Source organism: Enterobacter cloacae complex sp. P42RS (assembly GCF_014930595.1).
GTDB lineage: Bacteria > Pseudomonadota > Gammaproteobacteria > Enterobacterales > Enterobacteriaceae > Enterobacter > Enterobacter bugandensis.
Genome location: NZ_JADBRK010000001.1, coordinates 689,948 through 709,108, shown reverse-complemented (window position 1 = coordinate 709,108; position 19,161 = coordinate 689,948). Strand labels below are relative to the sequence as shown.

14 protein-coding genes are annotated in these 19,161 nt (G+C 60.4%); 9 read left to right on the top strand and 5 right to left on the bottom strand.

Annotated elements, in window-relative coordinates; all coding sequences use genetic code 11:
• The first annotated feature begins 266 nt into the window (after positions 1-266).
• A complete protein-coding gene (gene chaB, locus IM314_RS03270) occupies positions 267-497 on the top strand; it encodes a putative cation transport regulator ChaB (RefSeq protein ID WP_014884191.1) in 231 nt (76 codons plus the stop codon).
• Between the two features lie 177 nt (positions 498-674).
• A complete protein-coding gene (locus IM314_RS03265; protein WP_028013457.1) occupies positions 675-1,370 on the top strand; it encodes a gamma-glutamylcyclotransferase in 696 nt (231 codons plus the stop codon).
• Between the two features lie 29 nt (positions 1,371-1,399).
• On the opposite strand, the gene IM314_RS03260 is transcribed toward IM314_RS03265, so the two are convergent.
• From IM314_RS03260 to IM314_RS03250, 3 genes are all read right to left on the bottom strand, one after another.
• Positions 1,400-1,639, bottom strand: coding sequence for a DUF1883 domain-containing protein (locus IM314_RS03260; RefSeq protein WP_013096243.1), 240 nt, complete (start codon positions 1,637-1,639; stop codon positions 1,400-1,402).
• A gap of 194 nt (positions 1,640-1,833) precedes the next feature.
• Positions 1,834-3,618 (bottom strand): methyl-accepting chemotaxis protein, encoded by a 1,785-nt coding sequence (locus tag IM314_RS03255; protein ID WP_163333878.1) that lies wholly within the window; start codon positions 3,616-3,618, stop codon positions 1,834-1,836.
• 106 nt (positions 3,619-3,724) lie between these two features.
• Positions 3,725-4,078 (bottom strand): DsrE/DsrF/TusD sulfur relay family protein, encoded by a 354-nt coding sequence (locus tag IM314_RS03250; RefSeq protein ID WP_048998380.1) that lies wholly within the window; start codon positions 4,076-4,078, stop codon positions 3,725-3,727.
• A gap of 72 nt (positions 4,079-4,150) precedes the next feature.
• Between IM314_RS03250 and nasR the strand changes: the two genes are divergently transcribed.
• From nasR to IM314_RS03215, 7 genes are all read left to right on the top strand, one after another.
• Positions 4,151-5,335 (top strand): nitrate regulatory protein NasR, encoded by a 1,185-nt coding sequence (nasR, locus tag IM314_RS03245; RefSeq protein ID WP_045261104.1) that lies wholly within the window; start codon positions 4,151-4,153, stop codon positions 5,333-5,335.
• A gap of 227 nt (positions 5,336-5,562) precedes the next feature.
• The gene (locus IM314_RS03240; protein ID WP_193358141.1) at positions 5,563-6,810 is read left to right on the top strand and encodes a CmpA/NrtA family ABC transporter substrate-binding protein; all 1,248 of its coding nucleotides are present in this window, start codon (positions 5,563-5,565) and stop codon (positions 6,808-6,810) included.
• A 2-nt stretch (positions 6,811-6,812) separates the two neighbouring features.
• Positions 6,813-7,691 (top strand): nitrate ABC transporter permease, encoded by an 879-nt coding sequence (gene ntrB, locus IM314_RS03235; RefSeq protein WP_047364934.1) that lies wholly within the window; start codon positions 6,813-6,815, stop codon positions 7,689-7,691.
• A gap of 9 nt (positions 7,692-7,700) precedes the next feature.
• Positions 7,701-8,489 carry an ABC transporter ATP-binding protein gene (locus IM314_RS03230; protein WP_193358142.1) on the top strand — a complete coding sequence of 263 codons (789 nt, stop codon included), beginning with the start codon at positions 7,701-7,703 and terminating at the stop codon, positions 8,487-8,489.
• A gap of 13 nt (positions 8,490-8,502) precedes the next feature.
• The gene (gene nirB, locus IM314_RS03225; protein WP_193358143.1) at positions 8,503-12,489 is read left to right on the top strand and encodes a nitrite reductase large subunit NirB; all 3,987 of its coding nucleotides are present in this window, start codon (positions 8,503-8,505) and stop codon (positions 12,487-12,489) included.
• Positions 12,486-14,984 (top strand): nitrate reductase, encoded by a 2,499-nt coding sequence (locus IM314_RS03220; protein ID WP_193358144.1) that lies wholly within the window; start codon positions 12,486-12,488, stop codon positions 14,982-14,984. Before nirB ends, IM314_RS03220 begins: the two co-directional genes overlap by 4 nt.
• Positions 14,985-15,059: 75 nt before the next feature.
• Positions 15,060-16,466, top strand: a complete 1,407-nt coding sequence (locus IM314_RS03215; RefSeq protein WP_193358145.1) for a YchO/YchP family invasin — start codon at positions 15,060-15,062, stop codon at positions 16,464-16,466.
• 3 nt (positions 16,467-16,469) lie between these two features.
• Here the strand turns inward: IM314_RS03215 and narL are convergent, their stop codons facing one another.
• Positions 16,470-17,120, bottom strand: coding sequence for a two-component system response regulator NarL (narL, locus tag IM314_RS03210; protein ID WP_003856701.1), 651 nt, complete (start codon positions 17,118-17,120; stop codon positions 16,470-16,472).
• A complete protein-coding gene (gene narX / locus IM314_RS03205) occupies positions 17,113-18,909 on the bottom strand; it encodes a nitrate/nitrite two-component system sensor histidine kinase NarX (protein ID WP_032644884.1) in 1,797 nt (598 codons plus the stop codon). The genes narL and narX overlap by 8 nt, the downstream gene beginning before the upstream one ends.
• Between the last annotated feature and the right edge of the window lie 252 nt (positions 18,910-19,161).

Here is a 19,161-nt window from a genome sequence, read left to right as displayed (position 1 = left end):
CTTCTCCATCAATGCAGGTGCTTGTAATTATAGATAGATTTTAAGGGCAATAAATTAACAGAAATGTGTTAAATAACCTTTATTATTTACTTAATTTTACCCTTTGTTATGGTTTTCTTGTTTAATGCCTATAATAAGATACTTCTTTTAAATATATGTTGAATAACAATGAATTATGAAGTTCATCCGTTCATTGTTTATGACCGGCTGGCACACCGGCGTATCGTCGTCCACACTTAACTCTTTAGGCAAAAGAGAGGTTAGTGATGCCATATAAAACGAAACGCGAATTACCCGATAACGTGAAAAACGTCCTGCCCGAACACGCGCAGGATATCTACAAAGAAGCGTTTAACAGCGCCTGGGATCAGTACAAAGATAAAGACGATCGGCGGGATGATGCCAGCCGGGAAGAGACGGCACACAAGGTCGCCTGGGCCGCAGTAAAACATGACTATGAGAAAGGAGACGATGATAAATGGCATAAAAAGAAATAGCCGTGAAATTATTCGCTGCCTTCATTTTGACTTTTCAGGCGGTTGAACTTCCGTTGTATTGCAACTGGTCCGCTAATTGCTTATCGTAATTTGACTGCTGGCAAAATGACCAGCACAGAATGCCGGGAAGGCGAATTACAGATGTCGCAAGGAAGCATGCAGTGGCGGAGGTGTAAAGTGTTAACGCGTGATTTCTTAATGAAGGCAGATTGTAAGACGGCATTTGGTGCTATTGAGGAATCGCTTCTCTGGTCAGCTGAACAACGTGCGGCATCGCTCGCTGCTACGCTTGCCTGCCGCCCGGATGATGGCCCGGTATGGATTTTTGGCTACGGTTCACTGATGTGGAACCCGGCTCTCGAATTTGTTGAATCGGCAACCGGCACGCTGCCCGGCTGGCATCGCGCATTTTGCCTGCGCCTGACGGCCGGACGCGGCAGCGCCTGTCAGCCAGGGCGCATGCTTGCACTAAAAGAGGGCGGACGCACCACGGGCGTCGCGTATCGCCTTCCGGATGCCACGCTCGAAGAGGAGCTGACGCTGCTCTGGAAGCGCGAGATGATCACCGGCTGCTATATGCCGAGCTGGTGCAAGCTGGAGCTCGACGACGGGCGCACCGTTAACGCGCTGGTGTTTATTATGGATCCGCGCCACCCGCTGTATGAAGCGGACACCCGCACGCAGGTAATTGCCCCGTTAATCGCCGCCGCCAGCGGGCCGCTTGGCACCAACGCGCAATATCTCTTCTCCCTCGATCAGGAGCTGACCCGCCTCGGCATGCAGGACGATTGTCTGAATGAGCTGGTGGTGAAAGTGAAGGCGCTGCTGGAAGGGAACCCGCTCAACAGCACGCTGCGACCGGGTTTTGCCTGAGAATACGCCCGGCGAGCCGGGCGTTTAAATTACGCTGCCACGTAGCTGACCGAATGCTCCAGCGACTGGCTGTGGCTGTCGATCAGCACATCCCACGTGCCGGTATACGGCACGGTAAGCCACGCCTTGTCATCCTGCACGGTCAGAATATCCGCCTGGGATTGTTTCTGTGCTTTCGCACTCATCAGATGAATACGACAGCGCTCTGAGCAACGCACCACCACCGTATCCCCGCCAAACAGTTTCAAACTTGTTTTCACCAGTGCCATTTTCTACCCCGTCGATTTTGCCCATCCCGAGCGTGATGTTGTTCACAAAATACTCATTGCATAACACCAAAGCGGGGAGCAAGGGATGCTGATTTTGATCAAAAAATGGCATAACGATTAAACAAAAATGACAAAATTCCTGAAACCTTTCAGCTGACGCGCGTTTACCCTGTTTAACGCGCGCCTGAAGAAAATTAAATGCGGAAATGGCCGGCGGTTTCAGCAAGGTCGCCCGCCTGGCTTTGCAATGCGCTGGCGGCCGCGGCGGACTGCACCACCAGCTCGGCATTCTGCTGCACCATTCTGTCGAGATGGGTCACCGCGTGGTTGATCTCGTGAATGCCTTTCATCTGCTCGCTGGTGGCAATCGAGATCTCGCGCATGATGCCGGAGACGCTGCCGATGCTGGAGCGGATCTCATCCATGCTTTCCCCGGCCAGATGCACGTAGCGCGAGCCGGTGGCCACGCTGTCGGTGGTGGAGTCGATAAGCGATTTGATCTCTTTCGCCGCCTGGGCGCTGCGGCTGGCGAGGTTCCGCACTTCACCGGCGACCACGGCGAACCCGCGGCCCTGCTCACCGGCACGCGCCGCCTCGACGGAGGCGTTCAGCGCCAGAATGTTGGTCTGGAAGGCGATGCCGTCGATCACGCTGGTGATATCGCCAATCTTAGCGGACGCCACTTCGATGGACTGCATGGTGCTGATGGCTTGCGAAACCACTTCACCGCCGCGCGCTGCGGCCGCAGAGGCCTTGCTGGCCTGGTCGTTGGCTTCTGCTGCCGATTCATTCGACTGGGTGACGGAGGCGGTGATCTCTTCCACGGCGCTGGCGGTTTCGCGAAGGCTGGATGCGGCCTGCTCGGTACGTCCGGAGAGATCCTGGTTACCTGCCGCAATCTCCTGCGCGGCGTTTTTCACCGAGGCGCTGGCGTCGCGGAGCTGTACCATCACCACCGAGAGCTTATCGCTGAAAGCATTAAACGCCTGCGCAATTTGCGCCACTTCGTCATCGCCGCTGTCCGGCAGGCGCTGGGACAGATCGTTAGTGCCGTTGGCAATGTTGTGCATCGCGTCGCGAATGTCGGACAGGCGCTTCAGCAGGCGGGCAATCAGGACGTGAACAAGGGCGCCGCTCAGGAGTGCGAGGATCACCAGCGAAATCGCCGACGCTTTCAGCAGGGAACGCATGCCGGAGGTGGCATCGCTGCTGTCGAGGGCGACGACCAGGAGCCAGTTCGTGCCCGGCACGGCTGAGGCGATAAAGGTTTTTTCCTCGTCATTCAGCGTTCCGTCGACCGGGTTACCGCTCTTCAGCGCCGCAAGGTCGATGCCTTTGATCGTCTCGGCAAACGGCTTCAGCGTCAGGGCCGGCTCGTTGGCGGCAATCACCGTGCCGTCGCTGTTCAGAAGCAACCCGCTGCTGGCCGGCGTGGGGTGGATCCCGCGCACGTTCGCCACCACGCTATCCATGGCGACATCGCCCGCCACCACCGCTTTCAGAGCGCCATTCTCCTTCACCGGCACGGCAAACGTGACCACCAGCTTCCCGGTCCCGGCATCAACGTAGGGTGCCGTTACCACCGGGCCGTCCGTGCTCACCACCTGTTGATACCAGGGACGAACGGTGGGGTCATAATCCGCCGGGACGCCTGTCGGGTCGGAGAATTTCGCCGTCTTGCTGGCGTAGCCCACGTAAACGTTGGTGAAACCGCCCCCCTGGGCAAGCTGCTTAAACGCCGGAACCGGATCGTCAGCCAGCGCGATGCTCTGCGCGGAGGTAATCACCGTCATTTTGCTTTTGACCCAGTCGGCAATCGCCATGTTGTGGCTGGCGCTGGTGCTGGTCAGAATATCGCGTTGAGACTGCTGGTTATCCTGGCGCGTGACCTGGAAGTTAATTACGGTATTGAGAAGAAGGGCGACGACGAGGCAGCCTGTCGTCGCGGCGATAATGCGTGCGCGAATGGATCTGAACATAAGTGAAATACCTGCTGTGTTGTTTCCATGCCTATCGGCAACCCCGCAGGTAAACTTGATGCTGAAACCGCGTCCATAAGAAAATAATATTTTTACGGGTTTATTATTAAAAAGTTAATACTTTATCCGCGGTCAGGGTCCATTCGGCCAGTTCAACCAGCGTACCGATTTCTACGCCCTCGATCAGCGGCAGCCCGGTAACGCCGCGCCCGTCGGTGCAGGTCTTACAGAGTTTTACCGGCACGTCCTGCGCGGTCAGGATCTCCAGCATCTGCTGAATGTTGTAGCCTTCCGCCGGTTTTTGACCCTTCAGCCCGGCGGTCACGGCATCGGACATTAAAAATATCCGCAATACCAGATCGCTCTCTTTTTCGCGTAGCGCGATCGCCAGGCGCAGGCTGTTGAAAAGGGATTCGCTGCCGTAGGCCGCCCCGTTGGCGACGATCACAATCTTCTGCATGTTGACTCCTGTTCTTATAAAGGCACGAATATTGCTTAATTTCCCGGAGTTTCGCTGTCCGGGAGAGTAAGCATGACATTAATGGCCGGCATTTCGCCAGGTGCAACCGAATGGCTCCAGCGCGCAAGGCGGATGCGCCGGGAGCAGCTCAGCAGGCTGGCGCAGCTGAACGTGCTGGTGCGCGGTATTAGCCAGCTGGTGCATATGCTCCAGTGCGAGCGCGGCGCATCTAACGTCTGGCTCTGCTCACAGGGTAAGCTCTATGCGCCTGAATGCAAAGCCAGCCGGGCGCTGGTGGACGAAAACCTTGCTGCACTGAACGACATTCTTGGAAAACAGTCCGCCTTTCCGGGAAGCGCCGTTTGCGAACGTATCGGCAATGCGCTGCTCACGCTGGAGACGCTTCCCGCGCTGCGCGACGGTGTAAATCGACAAACGCTGACGGCTCCGCAGGCAATGGAGCACTACTCCCGCATGCTGCGCCACCTGCTTAGTATCGTACCGCAGCTTAATGACAGCATTGACGACCCGCAAATCGCGGGCCGTTTCGTCGCGCTATATAGCCTGATGCAGGGGAAAGAGCTGGCGGGACAAGAGCGGGCCCTGGGGGCAATTGGCTTCACGCAGGGCTTTTTCGATGATGTGACCCGCCAGCGGCTGGTTGACCGCATTGACGGGCAGCAGGCCTGCTTTGAGATCTTTCTCTCCCACAGCCAGGCCGACGTGCAGACTTCGTTCTCCCTTAATTGTCAGCCCGATCGTGAGACGGAGCAGCTCCGGCGGGTGGCCTGTACCCGCCAGCCTGCTGCAGACAATGGCCATACCGCACTCGCCTGGTTTGCGCTGCAAACGGCGCGGCTGGAGCATCTGCGCGCGCTGGAGGAGACGATCATCGCCGATCTGATGGTCGCGGTGGATGAGCGTATTCAGCGCGACGAGGCGTACCCGCTTCCCGGGGATGAACAGGACGATCCGCTGGCGCACTACCCGGATAAACCGCTGCTGACCCTGGTTCGCCAGCAAGCACGAGAGATAGAGCAGCTTTCTCGACAGCTCGCGTCGCTGCGCGATACGCTTGAGGAGCGCAAAACCATTGATAAAGCCAAAAGCGTGCTGATGACCCACCAGAACATGAGTGAAGAACAGGCCTGGACAACGCTGCGCAAAATGGCGATGGACAAGAACCAGCGCATGGTCGATATCGCCCGCGCGCTGCTTACGGTGAAGAGCGTCTGGCAGGTAACACCAAAGGAGTAGCTGCACAATCAGCGGGCATTTTATGCCTGATTGAGGTGCGCGAACGCGGGCAAAACCCGGTTTTCGGCCCTGAAAGAGGGTCTTTAAACCTGGCACTGGCTTTGCATTATTTAATTAACCATTTTTGACGGTGCGCCAACGGCGGTGCATTTGTCTTCGGGATAAAGGCGTCCAGCGGTGCTTCGGCACGGCGGGCGCTTTTTTTTGGCTTTTTTTCGGGAGCGGTTATGGCGGATTTGTCGAGACGGCGATTTTTGCAGGCCAGCATGCTGGCGAGTGGCGCAGCGCTGTTACCGGGTGTTATGCAGGCTGCCTGGGCGGCTGGCTCAGATAAACCGGAACAGGAGACGGTGCGCGTCGGGTTTATCCCGTTGACCGACTGCGCGCCGGTGGTTATCGCAGCGTTAAAAGGCTTTGATAAAAAATACGGTATCACCATCGTTCCCACCAAAGAGGCGAGCTGGGCGGCGGTGCGCGACAAGCTGGTGGCGGGAGAACTGGACGCCGCACACATTCTTTACGGTCTGCTGTACGGGCTGGAGCTGGGCATCGCCGGCAAGCCGCAGCAGATGGCGAACCTGATGACGCTCAATCAGAACGGCCAGGCCATCACGCTTTCAAGCGATCTGGCGGAGAAGGGCGTTCGCGATCTCGACGGGCTGAAAACGCTGATCGGGCAGCTGGTGCCGGGAACCTACACCTTCGCGCACACCTTCCCGACCGGGACGCATGCCATGTGGCTTTACTACTGGCTGGCCAGCGCGGGCATTAACCCCTTTGACGACGTGCGCACGGTGGTGGTGCCGCCCCCGCAGATGGTGATGAACATGCGCATCGGCAACATGGTGGGCTTCTGCGTCGGCGAGCCGTGGAACGCGCGGGCGATTAACGACCGGATCGGCTTTACAGCCGCCACGTCGCAGTCCATCTGGGCCGATCATCCGGAAAAGATCCTCGGCACGCGCCGCGACTGGGTGGAGAAAAACCCGCACACCGCCCGGGCGCTGGTGAGCGCGGTGCTGGAGGCCGCGCGCTGGATCGAGGCGTCCCCGGAAAACAAACGCGAAACCGCGCAGATCCTCTCCCGCCGGGCGTGGCTCAACTGCAAAGAACAGTATCTCACCGGGCGCATGCTCGGCGAGTACGACAACGGCCTGGGCCAGCGCTGGCAGGACGCGCACCCGATCCGCTTCTTCAACGAGGGGGCTGTGAGCTACCCGTATCTCTCCGACGGCATGTGGTTCTTAACCCAGTTCCGCCGCTGGGGCTTGCTCAAAGCCGCGCCGGACTACGCGGGCATCGCGCAGCGCATCAACCAGACCGCGGTCTGGCAGGATGCCGCCACCGCCGTCGGCGGTATGTCCACGCCGTCATCACCGTACCGCAGCAGCACGCTGATGGACGGCACCGTCTGGAACGGCACCGATCCGGAAGGGTACGCCAGCCATTTCGCTATTCACCGTAAAGGGGCCTGATTATGCCGCATCTGCAAAACACGAAACCACAAGAAACGCCAGAGAGCGGGGAAGTGATTGTCCTGCCTCCGGTACAGGTTCGCCGCCGCACACCCGCGTTAGCGCGCCGGATGAACGACTTTTTCCAGCGCGTTATCCCGGCGCTGCTCGGCCTCGGGCTGCTGGTGGTGCTCTGGCAACTTGCGGCGATAAACAGCAAAGGCTTCCCGACGCCGCTCAGCACGCTTGATTCCGCCATTACCCTGTTTGCCGACCCGTTTTATCGCGACGGGCCTAACGATATGGGCATTGGCTGGAACGTGCTTGCTTCACTGCAGCGCGTCGCCATCGGCTTTGGCCTGGCAGCGCTGGCGGGTATTCCGCTGGGCTTTTTGATTGGCCGCTTCACCTTTTTCTCGCGCATGTTCAATCCGCTGATTGCGCTTCTGCGCCCGGTCAGCCCGCTGGCCTGGCTGCCCATCGGCCTGCTGCTGTTCCAGAAAGCGGAGCCCGCGTCGAGCTGGACCATTTTCATCTGCTCTATCTGGCCGATGGTGATCAACACCGCCGAAGGCGTGCGCCGCATTCCGCAGGACTACCTCAACGTCGCCCGCGTATTGCAGCTTTCCGAGTGGACGATCATGCGCCGCATACTCTTCCCGGCTGTGCTACCCGCTGTGCTGACCGGGGTGCGCCTCTCCATCGGCATCGCCTGGCTGGTGATTGTCGCCGCCGAGATGCTCACCGGGGGGCTGGGTATCGGCTTCTGGATCTGGAACGAGTGGAACAACCTCAACGTCGAAAACATTCTGATCGCCATCGTCATCATCGGCGTGGTCGGGTTGCTGCTGGAGCAGGGGCTGATGCTGATCGCCCGTCGCTTTAGCTGGCAGGAAAAATAAGGAGCGAACATGAAACCATTAATTCAGGTCCAGGCCGTGAGCCAGCGTTTTTCCACCGCCAGCGGCGAGTTTCTGGCGCTGCAGAACGTCTCTTTTGATATCCACGAGGGCGAAACCGTGAGCCTTATCGGCCACTCCGGCTGCGGCAAGTCGACGCTGCTTAACCTTATCGCCGGGATCGCGCTGCCGACGGAAGGCGGGCTGATTTGCGACAACCGCGAAATCGCCGGGCCGGGGCCCGAGCGCGCGGTGGTGTTCCAGAACCATTCGCTGCTGCCGTGGCTGACCTGCTTCGACAACGTGGCGCTGGCGGTGGATCAGGTGTTCCGTCACACCATGAGCAAGGCCGAGCGCAAAGAGTGGATCGAGCACAACCTCGACCGCGTGCAGATGGGACACGCGCTGCACAAGCGTCCGGGGGAGATCTCCGGCGGCATGAAGCAGCGCGTCGGGATTGCCCGCGCGCTGGCGATGAAGCCGAAAGTATTGCTGATGGATGAGCCGTTCGGCGCGCTGGATGCGCTGACGCGCGCCCATCTGCAGGACTCGGTGATGCAGATCCAGCAGGCGCTGAACACCACCATCGTGCTCATTACCCACGACGTGGACGAGGCGGTGCTTCTCTCCGATCGCGTGCTGATGATGACCAACGGCCCGGCGGCCACCGTCGGGGAGATCCTGCGCGTTGACCTGCCGCGCCCGCGCAACCGGGTGCAGCTGGCGGACGACCGCCGCTATCACCACATGCGCCAGCAGATCCTCCATTTCCTCTACGAAAAACAGCCGAAAGCGGCGTAACGAGGGGGCGTTGATGCGACTGGTCATTATCGGGAATGGCATGGCGGCAACCCGGCTGATTGCTTCGCTCACCGGGCGAGCTTCCGGTCGGTTCGCTATCACCGTCATCGGTGACGAGCCGGAGCATGCCTATAACCGCATCCAGCTTTCGCCGGTGCTGGGGGGTGAAAAAACGGCTGCGGGCATCTGCCTTCAGGATGACCACTGGTACCAGGAGCGCGGCGTGACGGTGCTGCGGGGCGAAAAGGCACTCGCCGTGAACGTGGACGCGCGGGAAGTGCAAACCACCGCCCGCACGCTGGGCTGGGATGCGCTGGTATTTGCCACCGGGTCAACGCCGTTTGTGCCGCCGATTCCTGGGGGCGATGCGCCGCACGTTTTCACGTTCCGTACCCTGGAGAATACCCGCGCCATTCAGGCGATCGCCGGTCCGGCGGTGGTGCTGGGGGGCGGCGTGCTCGGCGTAGAGACGGCGGCAGCGCTGGCTCGTTCAGGTGACAACGTCACGCTCGTTCATCGCGGCCCGTGGCTGATGGAGCAGCAGCTGGACCAGCAGGCGGGCGTACTGCTTGAAGAGGCGCTGGCGGCGCGGGGCGTGCGCTCTGAACTCGCCTCCGGCATCGCGGGGATTAAAGGGAATAGCGTGACGCTGCTCAACGGACGCCGCGTCGCCGCCGCGCGCGTGGTGCTGGCGACAGGCGTGCAGCCCAACGTCGCACTGGCGCAGGCCAGCGGTGTTCGCTGCGCGCGCGGCATCGTGGTGGATAGCCAGATGCGGACCTCCGTACCAAGTATCTACGCCATTGGCGAGTGCTGCGAAATTGACGGCCAGACCTTTGGCCTGGTCGCCCCCTGTATGACGCAGGCGGATATTCTCGCCGCGCGGCTGGCGGGTGACACAGCCGCGCCGTTTGCCCTCACCGACAACGGCGTGCGCCTCAAGGTGACCGGCGTGGAGCTGTTCAGTCTCGGGCGCACGGCGGTGCAAGAGGATGATGTGGTCTGGAGTTCCTGGGATCCGCTAACCCGTCACTATCGTCGGTTACTGATCCATCAGGGTGCGCTGGCTGGCGTGCTGCTGATGGGCGACTGCCGCAGCGCGGCAACATTTACCGATTTACTGGCAACGGCTGCGCCCGCACGCGCGGACTGGCTGTTCGATCGTTTCACTACGCAACCGCAGGTTGCAGGACAGAACGCTATGACAAAACCTACTCTGGTGGTGGTTGGGCACGGTATGGTCGGCCATCATTTTCTCGAAGACTGCGTTAACCGCAATCTGCATCAGCAGTATCAGATCGTTGTCTTTGGTGAGGAGCGCTATGCCGCCTATGACCGCGTGCATCTGTCGGAATACTTTGGCGGCCGAAGCGCGGCGTCGCTCTCGCTGGTGGAGGGGGAGTTCTTTGCCGATAACGGCATTGAGCTGCGCCTCTCGCAGCAGATCGTCGCTATCGATCGCGACGCGCGCGTGGTGCGTACCGCCAGCGGGCATGAGACCCACTGGGACAAGCTGGTGCTGGCGACCGGCTCATACCCGTTCGTACCGCCGGTACCGGGCAACGATCTGCCGGGCTGCTTTGTCTACCGCACCCTTGACGACCTGGACAACATAGCGGCCCGCGCGGCGGGCTCGCGTCGTGGCGTGGTGATTGGCGGCGGCCTGCTCGGGCTGGAGGCGGCGAATGCCCTCAAGCAACTCGGGCTGGAAACGCACGTGGTGGAGTTTGCGCCCAATCTGATGGCGGTGCAGCTTGATAATGACGGTGCGGCGATGCTGCGCAGGAAAATCGAGGCGCTGGGCGTTGGCGTTCACACCAGTAAAGCCACCACGGAAATTGCTGCGACGGACGACGGGCTGGTGCTGCGCTTCGCCGACGGTGAACAGCTGGAAACGGACATGGTAGTCTTCTCTGCCGGTATTCGTCCTCAGGACGCGCTGGCGCGCAGCAGCGGGCTGGCTGTCGGCGAGCGCGGCGGGATCTGCATTGATGACGCCTGCCGGACCTCCGATTCGAACGTGTTTGCCATCGGTGAATGCGCCCTGTGGGAGGGGAAAATCTTTGGCCTGGTGGCGCCGGGCTACCAGATGGCGCGCGTGGCCGCCGCCGCGCTCGCGGGCGAAGATAAAACCTTCACCGGGGCAGATATGAGCACTAAGCTCAAGCTGCTCGGCGTGGACGTGGCGTCGTTTGGCGATGCTCACGGGCGCACGCCGGGGGCGCTAAGCTACCAGTGGACGCACGGCCCGCAGCAAATCTACAAGAAAATCGTGGTCAGCCACGACGGAAAAACGCTGCTCGGCGGCGTGCTGGTGGGCGATGCCAGCGAATACGCCACGCTGGTGCAGATGATGCTTAACGGCATAAGCCTGCCGAAAGAGCCGGAAACGCTGATACTACCCGCATTGTCAGGCAGCGCGCCAAAAGCGCTGGGCGTGGCGGCGCTGCCGGAAAGCGCGCAGATCTGTTCGTGTCATAACGTCAGCAAAGGCGATATCTGCCGGGCGGTGAGCGCGGGCGCAGCGGATATCGGCGCCGTTAAGCAGTGCACCAAAGCGGCGACCGGCTGCGGGGGCTGCAGCGCGCTGGTGAAGCAGGTGATGGAGTTCCAGCTTGCCGAGCAGGGCGTGGAGGTGAAAAAGGACATCTGCGAACACTTCCCGTACTCGCGCCAGGAGATTTACCATCTGGTGCGCGTCAACCATATCCGCACCTTTGACCAGCTCATCAGCCGCTACGGTCAGGGGCACGGGTGCGAAATATGTAAGCCGCTGGTGGGGTCAGTGCTGGCCTCCTGCTGGAACGAATACCTGCTGAAGCCGGCGCATCTGCCATTGCAGGACACCAACGACCGCTACTTCGCCAATATTCAGAAGGACGGGACGTATTCCATCGTGCCGCGCATGCCCGCAGGAGAAGTGACCGCCGACGGGCTGATCGCCATCGGCCAGATTGCGAAACGCTACGGTCTGTACAGCAAAATCACCGGCGGGCAGCGTATCGACCTGTTTGGCGCCACCCTGGAACAGCTGCCTGAGATCTGGCAGGCGCTGGTGGAGGCCGGGTTTGAAACCGGGCACGCTTACGGGAAATCCCTGCGCACGGTGAAATCCTGCGTCGGGTCGACCTGGTGCCGCTACGGCGTGCAGGATTCCACTGGTCTCGCGGTCAGGCTGGAGCACCGCTACAAGGGCCTGCGTGCCCCGCACAAAATCAAAATGGCCGTTTCCGGCTGCACCCGCGAGTGCGCGGAGGCGCAGAGCAAGGACGTGGGGGTGATTGCCACGGACAAAGGCTGGAACCTCTATCTGTGCGGCAACGGCGGGATGAAGCCTCGCCATGCGGATCTCTTCGCCAGCGATCTGGATGACGAAACGCTGATCCGCACCGTCGACCGTTTCCTGATGTTCTACATCCGCACGGCGGATCGCCTGCAGCGCACCAGCACCTGGATGGACAACCTGGAGGGCGGCCTCGACTATCTGCGTGAGGTGATCCTCAACGACAGCCTGGGCATCGCCCACGAGCTGGAGCAGGAGATGGCCCGGGTAGTCGAGACGTACCATTGCGAATGGCAAACCACGCTCAACGATCCTGACCGACTGGCGCTGTTCCGCACCGCGGTGAACGTCGCGCCGTCGGACGAAAGCAAGCGCTGGCAGGAAATCTGCGGCATTGACGATATCCCGGAGCAGGCGGGCATTGGCGCGCGTCTTGGCCGTAAACCGATCGCGCTGTTCCGCTTTGGTCAAACTGTTTATGCCCTGGACGACCTGGAGCCGGGCAGCAGTGCGAATGTGCTGTCACGCGGCATCCTCGGCGATGCGGCGGGCGAACCGGTCGTTATTTCTCCGCTCTACAAGCAGCGCATTCGCCTGCGCGACGGCTGTCAGGTGGAGAGTGGCGAACCCGCGGTGCGCGCCTGGCCGGTCAAAATTGAAAATGGCAAGGTGTGGGTCGGCAACGAAGAGCTGGTGATGCGCGCGGAGGCCTCATGACGGAAACCAGGACAACGTGCCCCTACTGCGGGGTCGGCTGCGGCGTGATCGCCAGTGTGGAGGATGGAGCGGTCAGCGTTCGGGGGGACGACACCCACCCTGCAAACTTTGGCCGCCTGTGCGTGAAAGGATCGGCCCTGGGGGAGACGACGGGTTTGCAGGGGCGATTGCTGTACCCCGTTGTCGATGGACTTGAGGTGGACTGGTCCCAGGCGCTGAACGCGGCGGGCGAGCGACTGCGGGAGATCATCGACACATGGGGGCCACGGGCGGTGGCGTTTTACGCCTCCGGCCAGCTATTAACCGAGGACTACTATGCCGCCAACAAGCTGATGAAAGGGTTTATCGGCGCGGCGAACATCGATACCAACTCCCGGCTCTGCATGTCCTCGGCGGTGGTGGGCTACAGGCGCGCCTTTGGCGAAGACGTGGTGCCGTGCAGCTACGAGGATGTGGAAAACAGCGATCTGGTGGTGCTGGTGGGCTCAAACGCGGCCTGGACGCATCCGGTGCTCTATCAGCGTCTGGTGCAGGCAAAGCACAACAACCCGCAGATGAAGGTGGTGGTGATTGACCCGCGTAAAACCGCTACCTGCGATATTGCCGACCTGCATCTGGCGCTTAAACCCGGCAGCGATGCCGGGCTGTTTGTGGGGTTGCTCAATCTGATCCAGGGCACCGATGAGTGGCCGATTGACCGCGTGGCGGCGTTTTGCGACCTTCCGGCAGAGGATATTGGTACCTTTTACGACTGGTTTGTTACCGTGCCTCGCGCCATTACGCTCTACACCATGGGGATCAACCAGTCCTCCAGCGGCAGCGACAAGTGCAGCGCCATCATTAACGTGCATCTTGCCAGCGGGAAGTTCAACCGTCCGGGCTGCGGCCCGTTTTCGCTGACCGGACAGCCAAACGCCATGGGCGGACGGGAAGTGGGCGGGCTGGCGAACCAGCTGGCGGCGCATATGAGCTTCGAGCCGGACGATCTTTCGCGGGTGGCGCGTTTCTGGGGAACGGAACGGCTGGCGCAGACGCCGGGGCTGATGGCGGTGGAGCTGTTTGACGCCATCGCCCGCGGCGAGGTGAAGGCGGTGTGGATCATGGGCACCAATCCTGCCGTGTCGCTGCCGGACAGCCACGCGGTGTGTCAGGCGCTGGCGGCCTGTCCGCTGGTGATTGTCTCTGAGGTGATGAAAGATACCGACACCAGCCGGTTCGCCCATATCCGTTTTCCGGCGCTGGGCTGGGGGGAGAAGGACGGCACGGTGACCAATTCCGAGCGGCGCATTTCGCGCCAGCGCGCGTTTCTGCCCGCGCCGGGTGAGGCGAAGCCGGACTGGTGGATCGTGGCTCAGATTGCAAAACGGCTGGGCTACGGCGAGGCCTTTGCCTGGCAACATTCGCAGGAGATTTTTTGCGAACATGCGGCGCTGACGGCGTTTGAAAATGACGGCGCGCGGGCGTTGAACCTTCAGGAACTGGCGGGGTTAACCCGTGAAGCGTGGGAGACGCTTGAGCCGTACCAGTGGCCGACGGGGAATTTACCGCGCCGAAACGTAGTGCCTGTCGATCCGCTGCCGCACGGCGCGACGGCTACCGCGCTATACCCGGTGATCCTCAACACTGGCCGTATCCGCGACCAGTGGCACACCATGACCCGTACGGGATACGTGCCCCGGCTGATGCAGCATATCGCGGAGCCGTTTGTTGAGGTCTGCGCCGCAGACGCCATTCGGTTTTCACTGTGCGACGGCCAGCTGGCGCGGATCGGCTCGCCGCGCGGCGTGATGGTGGCCAGAGTACGAATCAGCGACGGAATACGGGAAGGCGAAGCGTTTGCTCCTATGCACTGGAACGCTGAGTTTGCCCGCCAGGGAAAGGTTAACGCGCTGGTGGAAGTGCGCGTCGATCCGGCTTCCGGGCAGCCGGAGAGTAAGCAAACCGCCGTCAGAATCATGCCCTGGCAGCCCGCCTGGCAGGGGGAGCTCTATGCCCGGGAATGGCCGGAAATCCCCTCTTCGGTTCACTGGTGGCGTAAAGCCTCGCGAATGACGATAGCGGGTGATAAGCCGCTGCTGTCGTGGGTCATGGACTATGCCAGCGGCCGGGGCTGGCAGCTGCAGGTTGCGCAAACCGGGGAACGCAGCAGCGTACTGGCCTGGCATAACGGCCATCTGATGCTGGGTTTTTGGGAAGGCACCGCCTTGCCCGATCTGGCGCACCCGGTGATAGAAGCCGCTTTTCAGTCACCACCCTCGACGCCCGCTGAGCGCCATGCGCTGCTGAACGGGCAGGGCGTGGGGAAGGTTACAGATCCGGGGCGCATCATCTGCAGCTGTTTCAGCGTTGGAGAAAACGCGATACGGGAGGCGATTGCCGGAGGCTGCGGTTCCGTTACCGCGCTGGGGGCGATGCTACGGTGCGGCACGAACTGCGGTTCGTGCGTGCCTGAGCTCAAAACAATGTTTCAGGAAATTCCGGAAAATTCCCCGTAAAGCTGCAAAGAGGGAGAAATCACGTTAAGGTATCTGGTGTTCTTACGTAAGCACCGGGTAATTCTTACGACATTGATGACTGTTTCTCCCCCTTTCCGAACGCTGGTTTTACTCTCCCTCGTTACAGCCGGAGCCGTTCACGGTGCGCCGAATTCCTTTATCCAGCAGGCACAAAATCCCTTTGATAATAACGGGGATAATCTCCCCGATCTCGGTATGGCAGCCCCCACCGGGGAGGGGGAAAAGCATCTCGCCGAAATGGCGAAAGCCTTTGGTGAAGCCAGTATGACCGACAACGGCCTGACTACGGGCCAGCAGGCGCGGCAGTTTGCCTTTGGTCAGGTGCGCGACGCGGTGAGCGGCGAGGTGAACCAGCAGATTGAATCCTTGCTGTCGCCCTGGGGGAATGCCAGCGTCAATTTGCTGGTGGATAACGACGGGAAATTCAACGGCAGCAGCGGGAGCTGGTTTATCCCCTGGAACGATAACAACCGTTACCTGAGCTGGAGCCAGCTCGGCCTGACGCAGCAGACGGATGGCCTGGTCAGTAACGCCGGAATCGGCCAGCGCTGGGTGGCCGGAAAATGGCTGCTGGGCTACAACACCTTTTACGATAACCTGCTGGATGAGAACCTGCAGCGTGCCGGGCTCGGCGCGGAGGTATGGGGAGAAAATCTGCGCCTGTCGGCTAACTATTATCAGCCTTTTGCCGGCTGGCGCGACAGCTCTGACGTCCAGGAGCAGCGCATGGCGCGGGGATATGACGTGACCGCCAAAGCCTGGCTGCCGTGGTTTCATCACCTGAACACCAGCGTCAGCTTTGAGCAATATTTTGGCGACAACGTTGACCTCTTCAACAGCGGAACCGGGTATCACAACCCGGTGGCGGTCAATCTCGGGCTTAACTATACCCCCGTGCCGCTGGTGACGCTGACCGCCGGGCATAAGCAGGGCGAAAGCGGAGAGAGCCAGAATAACCTCGGGCTGAAGCTCAACTATCGCTTCGGCGTGCCGCTGGTTAAGCAGCTCTCCGCCGGAGAGGTCGCGGCCACGCGATCCCTGCGCGGAAGCCGGTATGACTCGCCGGAGCGTAACAGCCTGCCGGTGATGGAGTTCCGCCAGCGTAAAACGCTCTCCGTCTGGCTGGCAACCCCGCCGTGGGATCTCAAAGGGGGCGAAACCGTCATGCTGAAGCTGCAGGTTCGCAGCACTCACGGAATTCGTCAGATCCACTGGCAGGGTGATACCCAGGCATTGAGCCTGACGTCCCCGGGGAAAAGTGACAGCACCGACGGCTGGAGCGTGATCATGCCTGCCTGGAATGACGCTGAAGGGGCGACAAACCGCTGGCATCTCTCGGCGGTGGTGGAAGATGCGAAGGGCCAGCGCGTCTCATCCAATGAGATCACGCTCGCTGTGGTGCAGCCGCTGGTCGCATTACCTGACGACGACCCGCGCTGGAAGCTGCTGCCGGATGAGTAATGCTTAAAAAATACGTTCCTGATGGACCCACACCGCGGCTTCAACGCGGGATTTTAGCTTCATTTTCTTGAGCATATGCTTCACGTGCACTTTAACCGTGCTTTCGGTGATATCCAGGCGGCGGGCAATCATTTTGTTCGGCAGGCCCTGGGCAATCAGCTTCAGAATATCGCGTTCGCGCGGCGTTAACTGGCTGACGTCGCGGTCAGAGGTGGCGCGGTTCGCCCGCAGGCTGGCGGCCAGCACCGGCGTCAGGGCCTCGCTCAGCACCATCTCGCCTGCGGCGGCCTGCTGCAGCGCCTTGAGCAGGTCTTCCGGCTCCATATCCTTCAGCAGATAGCCATCCGCGCCGCGCTTCAGCGCCGTGACCACATCCTCTTCGTGGTTGGAGACGCTAAAGACCACCACGCGACCGGAAAGGGATTTCTCGCGCAACTTGTCGAGGGTTTCCAGACCGTTCATGCCGGGCATGTTGAGATCGAGCAGGATCAGATCCGGATCGAGGGATTCGGCCAGCTCAATCCCCTGTTCACCGTTGCTGGCTTCGCCCACCACGGTAATGTCGGGTGCCATGCTGACCAGCTGTTTTACGCCAGTACGCAGCATCGGATGGTCGTCGATCAACAGGATGGATGCCGGTTCCTGATTAGTCATGGGTTTCTCCTTGAGCAGTTGTAAGCGGTTTTTCGGGAATAAAGGTGACCACAACTTCCGTGCCACCCGTCTCTCTCCGTCGAACCTGGCAATCACCGCGCAGGCTTTGGGCGCGGTCTCGCATAATAATTAAACCATAGTGGTTAGTGCGTTCGGCATTTTCCGGCACGCCGCGACCGTTGTCATGAACCGTCAGCCTGACCTGATTAGCGTGCTGGCTGACGGTAACCGTAACCGCTGTCGCTTCAGCGTGTTTGAGCACGTTGCTCAGCGCTTCGCGGGCGATCTGCAGCAGATGAATCGCCTGATGGGAAGGGACAAACCGCGGCGGCAGCTGGTAATCCAGCTTCACCGGGAAGCCAAGCCGGGCGCTAAATTCCTGGCAGCTGGATTCCAGCGCCGGGCGCAGCCCCGGCTCGGTCAGCTGCAGGCGGAAGGTGGTCAGCAGCTCGCGCAGCTGTACCCAGGAGGTGTTCAGCTCGTTGCGGATCTGGCTCAGCAGCTGTTTGTTGCTTTCCGGCATTTCCGCGTCCTGCATCTGCAGGCAGCTCACCTGCATTTTCATACAGGAGAGCGACTGGGCGATAGAGTCGTGGAGCTCGCGCGCGATGGTCGCGCGCTCTTCCATGACGATCAGCTGCTGCTGTTTTTCCTGGTGCCTGTCGAGCGCCAGCGTGGCCGTTAGCTGTTCAACCAGGGTGTCCACCAGCTGCTGCTGGTCGTGGCTCAGATGGCGTCCGGCTGGCAGGGTGGCCAGCAGAATACCGTACTGGGTGTGGCTGTCCGTCAGCCGCCACTTAAGGGTAGTGCCGCCAGAAGCCTGCAGCGGCAGGCCGCGTGGGCACAGGTGGCAGCCTTTATCATCGCAGGACATGTCGGACTGACAGGTAAACTCCTGATGATTATCTTCATCTTCCACATCGTAAACCCGCAGCTCCAGGTCATGCAGCAGGGTCAGATTTTGCAGGCCGTTCAGCACCGGCGAAAGGCGTTCACATAGCGGCACTTGCATGTGCAGCCGACGGTTGGCTTGCCACAGGAAGGAGAGGATCTCATTTTTCTGCTCCAGCCCGGCGGTTTTTTCCTGTACGCGCTGCTCCAGCACCGCGTAGCTTTCGGAGAGCTCCGCCGACATGGTGTTCAGCGCCTGGCCGAGCATGGCCATCTCGTTGCGGCCGCTGATGTGCGTGCGCTGGGTAAAATCTCTGTTCGTTACGGCGCGCGCCATCGCCAGCAGCTGTTTCCAGGGATTCAGCAGCCGCGCCCGGAGCCAGATAATGGTGAAGATCAGCAGCAGGCCCATAAACAGCGCCATGGCACGGTGTACCATTACCACCCGGTCGATGCGTAATTCGGTGGTTTGGTCGAAAGAGGAGACCAGCGCGTCAATGCGGGAGACGAAACCCGCTACGTCCTGCGCAACGGTTTCGGTGCTGCGCGCCTGTTTCAGACCGGGTTCCAGCTGGGTGTGCCAGTAGCCCTGCAGGGCTTTAAGCTGGGACTGCTGGCCGGCGCGGATGGCGGCGTTTTCCAGTTCGGGGCTGAAGGCCGTGCGCTCCATTTCATCAATTAAGGGCCGATCGTCCTGCGTCAGGGGGACCGACGCCAGCAGACGATAACTCTGCATGCGTAGAGAACCTGCCTCGTTGATGGCATGTGCATTACCCTGTACCCCTTGTACCAGCCAGCCGGAAATCGCCATGCCGGCCACGCCAAGGGCGGTAGACAGCAAAACAATCAGGGCTAGCTGATTGACGAGAGTCAGCGGTGATAAACATCTTTTTAACATAGAGTTGCCGGGCTCCTGACGTGGCCTGCTTGCAGGAATGGCGCTATTCTGGTGCATACCCTGGAGTATACCCATACCAATAAAGGATTACCCCTAAATTGCCAACGGAGTATAGGTGAAGAAGCGGTGGTAGCAAGGAACCTTCAGTGCAGTGAAAAACCACGTCTTTTTTACCGAATTATCCTACTCACTAAGGATAACCCCTTTTTTTGCGCCGCAAATCCCCGCACTTTTCCTTTGATTTATATCAAC

What these genes read in the sequence shown, in the direction of transcription:
- nirB (WP_193358143.1), top strand. Translation starts at nt 8,503, where the DNA reads ATGCGACTGGTCATTATCGGGAATGGCATGGCGGCAACCCGGCTGATT.
- IM314_RS03230 (WP_193358142.1), top strand. Translation starts at nt 7,701, where the DNA reads ATGAAACCATTAATTCAGGTCCAGGCCGTGAGCCAGCGTTTTTCCACC.
- IM314_RS03215 (WP_193358145.1), top strand. Translation starts at nt 15,060, where the DNA reads ATGACTGTTTCTCCCCCTTTCCGAACGCTGGTTTTACTCTCCCTCGTT.
- ntrB (WP_047364934.1), top strand. Translation starts at nt 6,813, where the DNA reads ATGCCGCATCTGCAAAACACGAAACCACAAGAAACGCCAGAGAGCGGG.
- IM314_RS03250 (WP_048998380.1), bottom strand. Translation starts at nt 4,078, where the DNA reads ATGCAGAAGATTGTGATCGTCGCCAACGGGGCGGCCTACGGCAGCGAA.
- IM314_RS03220 (WP_193358144.1), top strand. Translation starts at nt 12,486, where the DNA reads ATGACGGAAACCAGGACAACGTGCCCCTACTGCGGGGTCGGCTGCGGC.
- IM314_RS03240 (WP_193358141.1), top strand. Translation starts at nt 5,563, where the DNA reads ATGGCGGATTTGTCGAGACGGCGATTTTTGCAGGCCAGCATGCTGGCG.
- narX (WP_032644884.1), bottom strand. Translation starts at nt 18,909, where the DNA reads ATGTTAAAAAGATGTTTATCACCGCTGACTCTCGTCAATCAGCTAGCC.
- nasR (WP_045261104.1), top strand. Translation starts at nt 4,151, where the DNA reads ATGACATTAATGGCCGGCATTTCGCCAGGTGCAACCGAATGGCTCCAG.
- IM314_RS03255 (WP_163333878.1), bottom strand. Translation starts at nt 3,618, where the DNA reads ATGTTCAGATCCATTCGCGCACGCATTATCGCCGCGACGACAGGCTGC.
- chaB (WP_014884191.1), top strand. Translation starts at nt 267, where the DNA reads ATGCCATATAAAACGAAACGCGAATTACCCGATAACGTGAAAAACGTC.
- narL (WP_003856701.1), bottom strand. Translation starts at nt 17,120, where the DNA reads ATGACTAATCAGGAACCGGCATCCATCCTGTTGATCGACGACCATCCG.
- IM314_RS03260 (WP_013096243.1), bottom strand. Translation starts at nt 1,639, where the DNA reads ATGGCACTGGTGAAAACAAGTTTGAAACTGTTTGGCGGGGATACGGTG.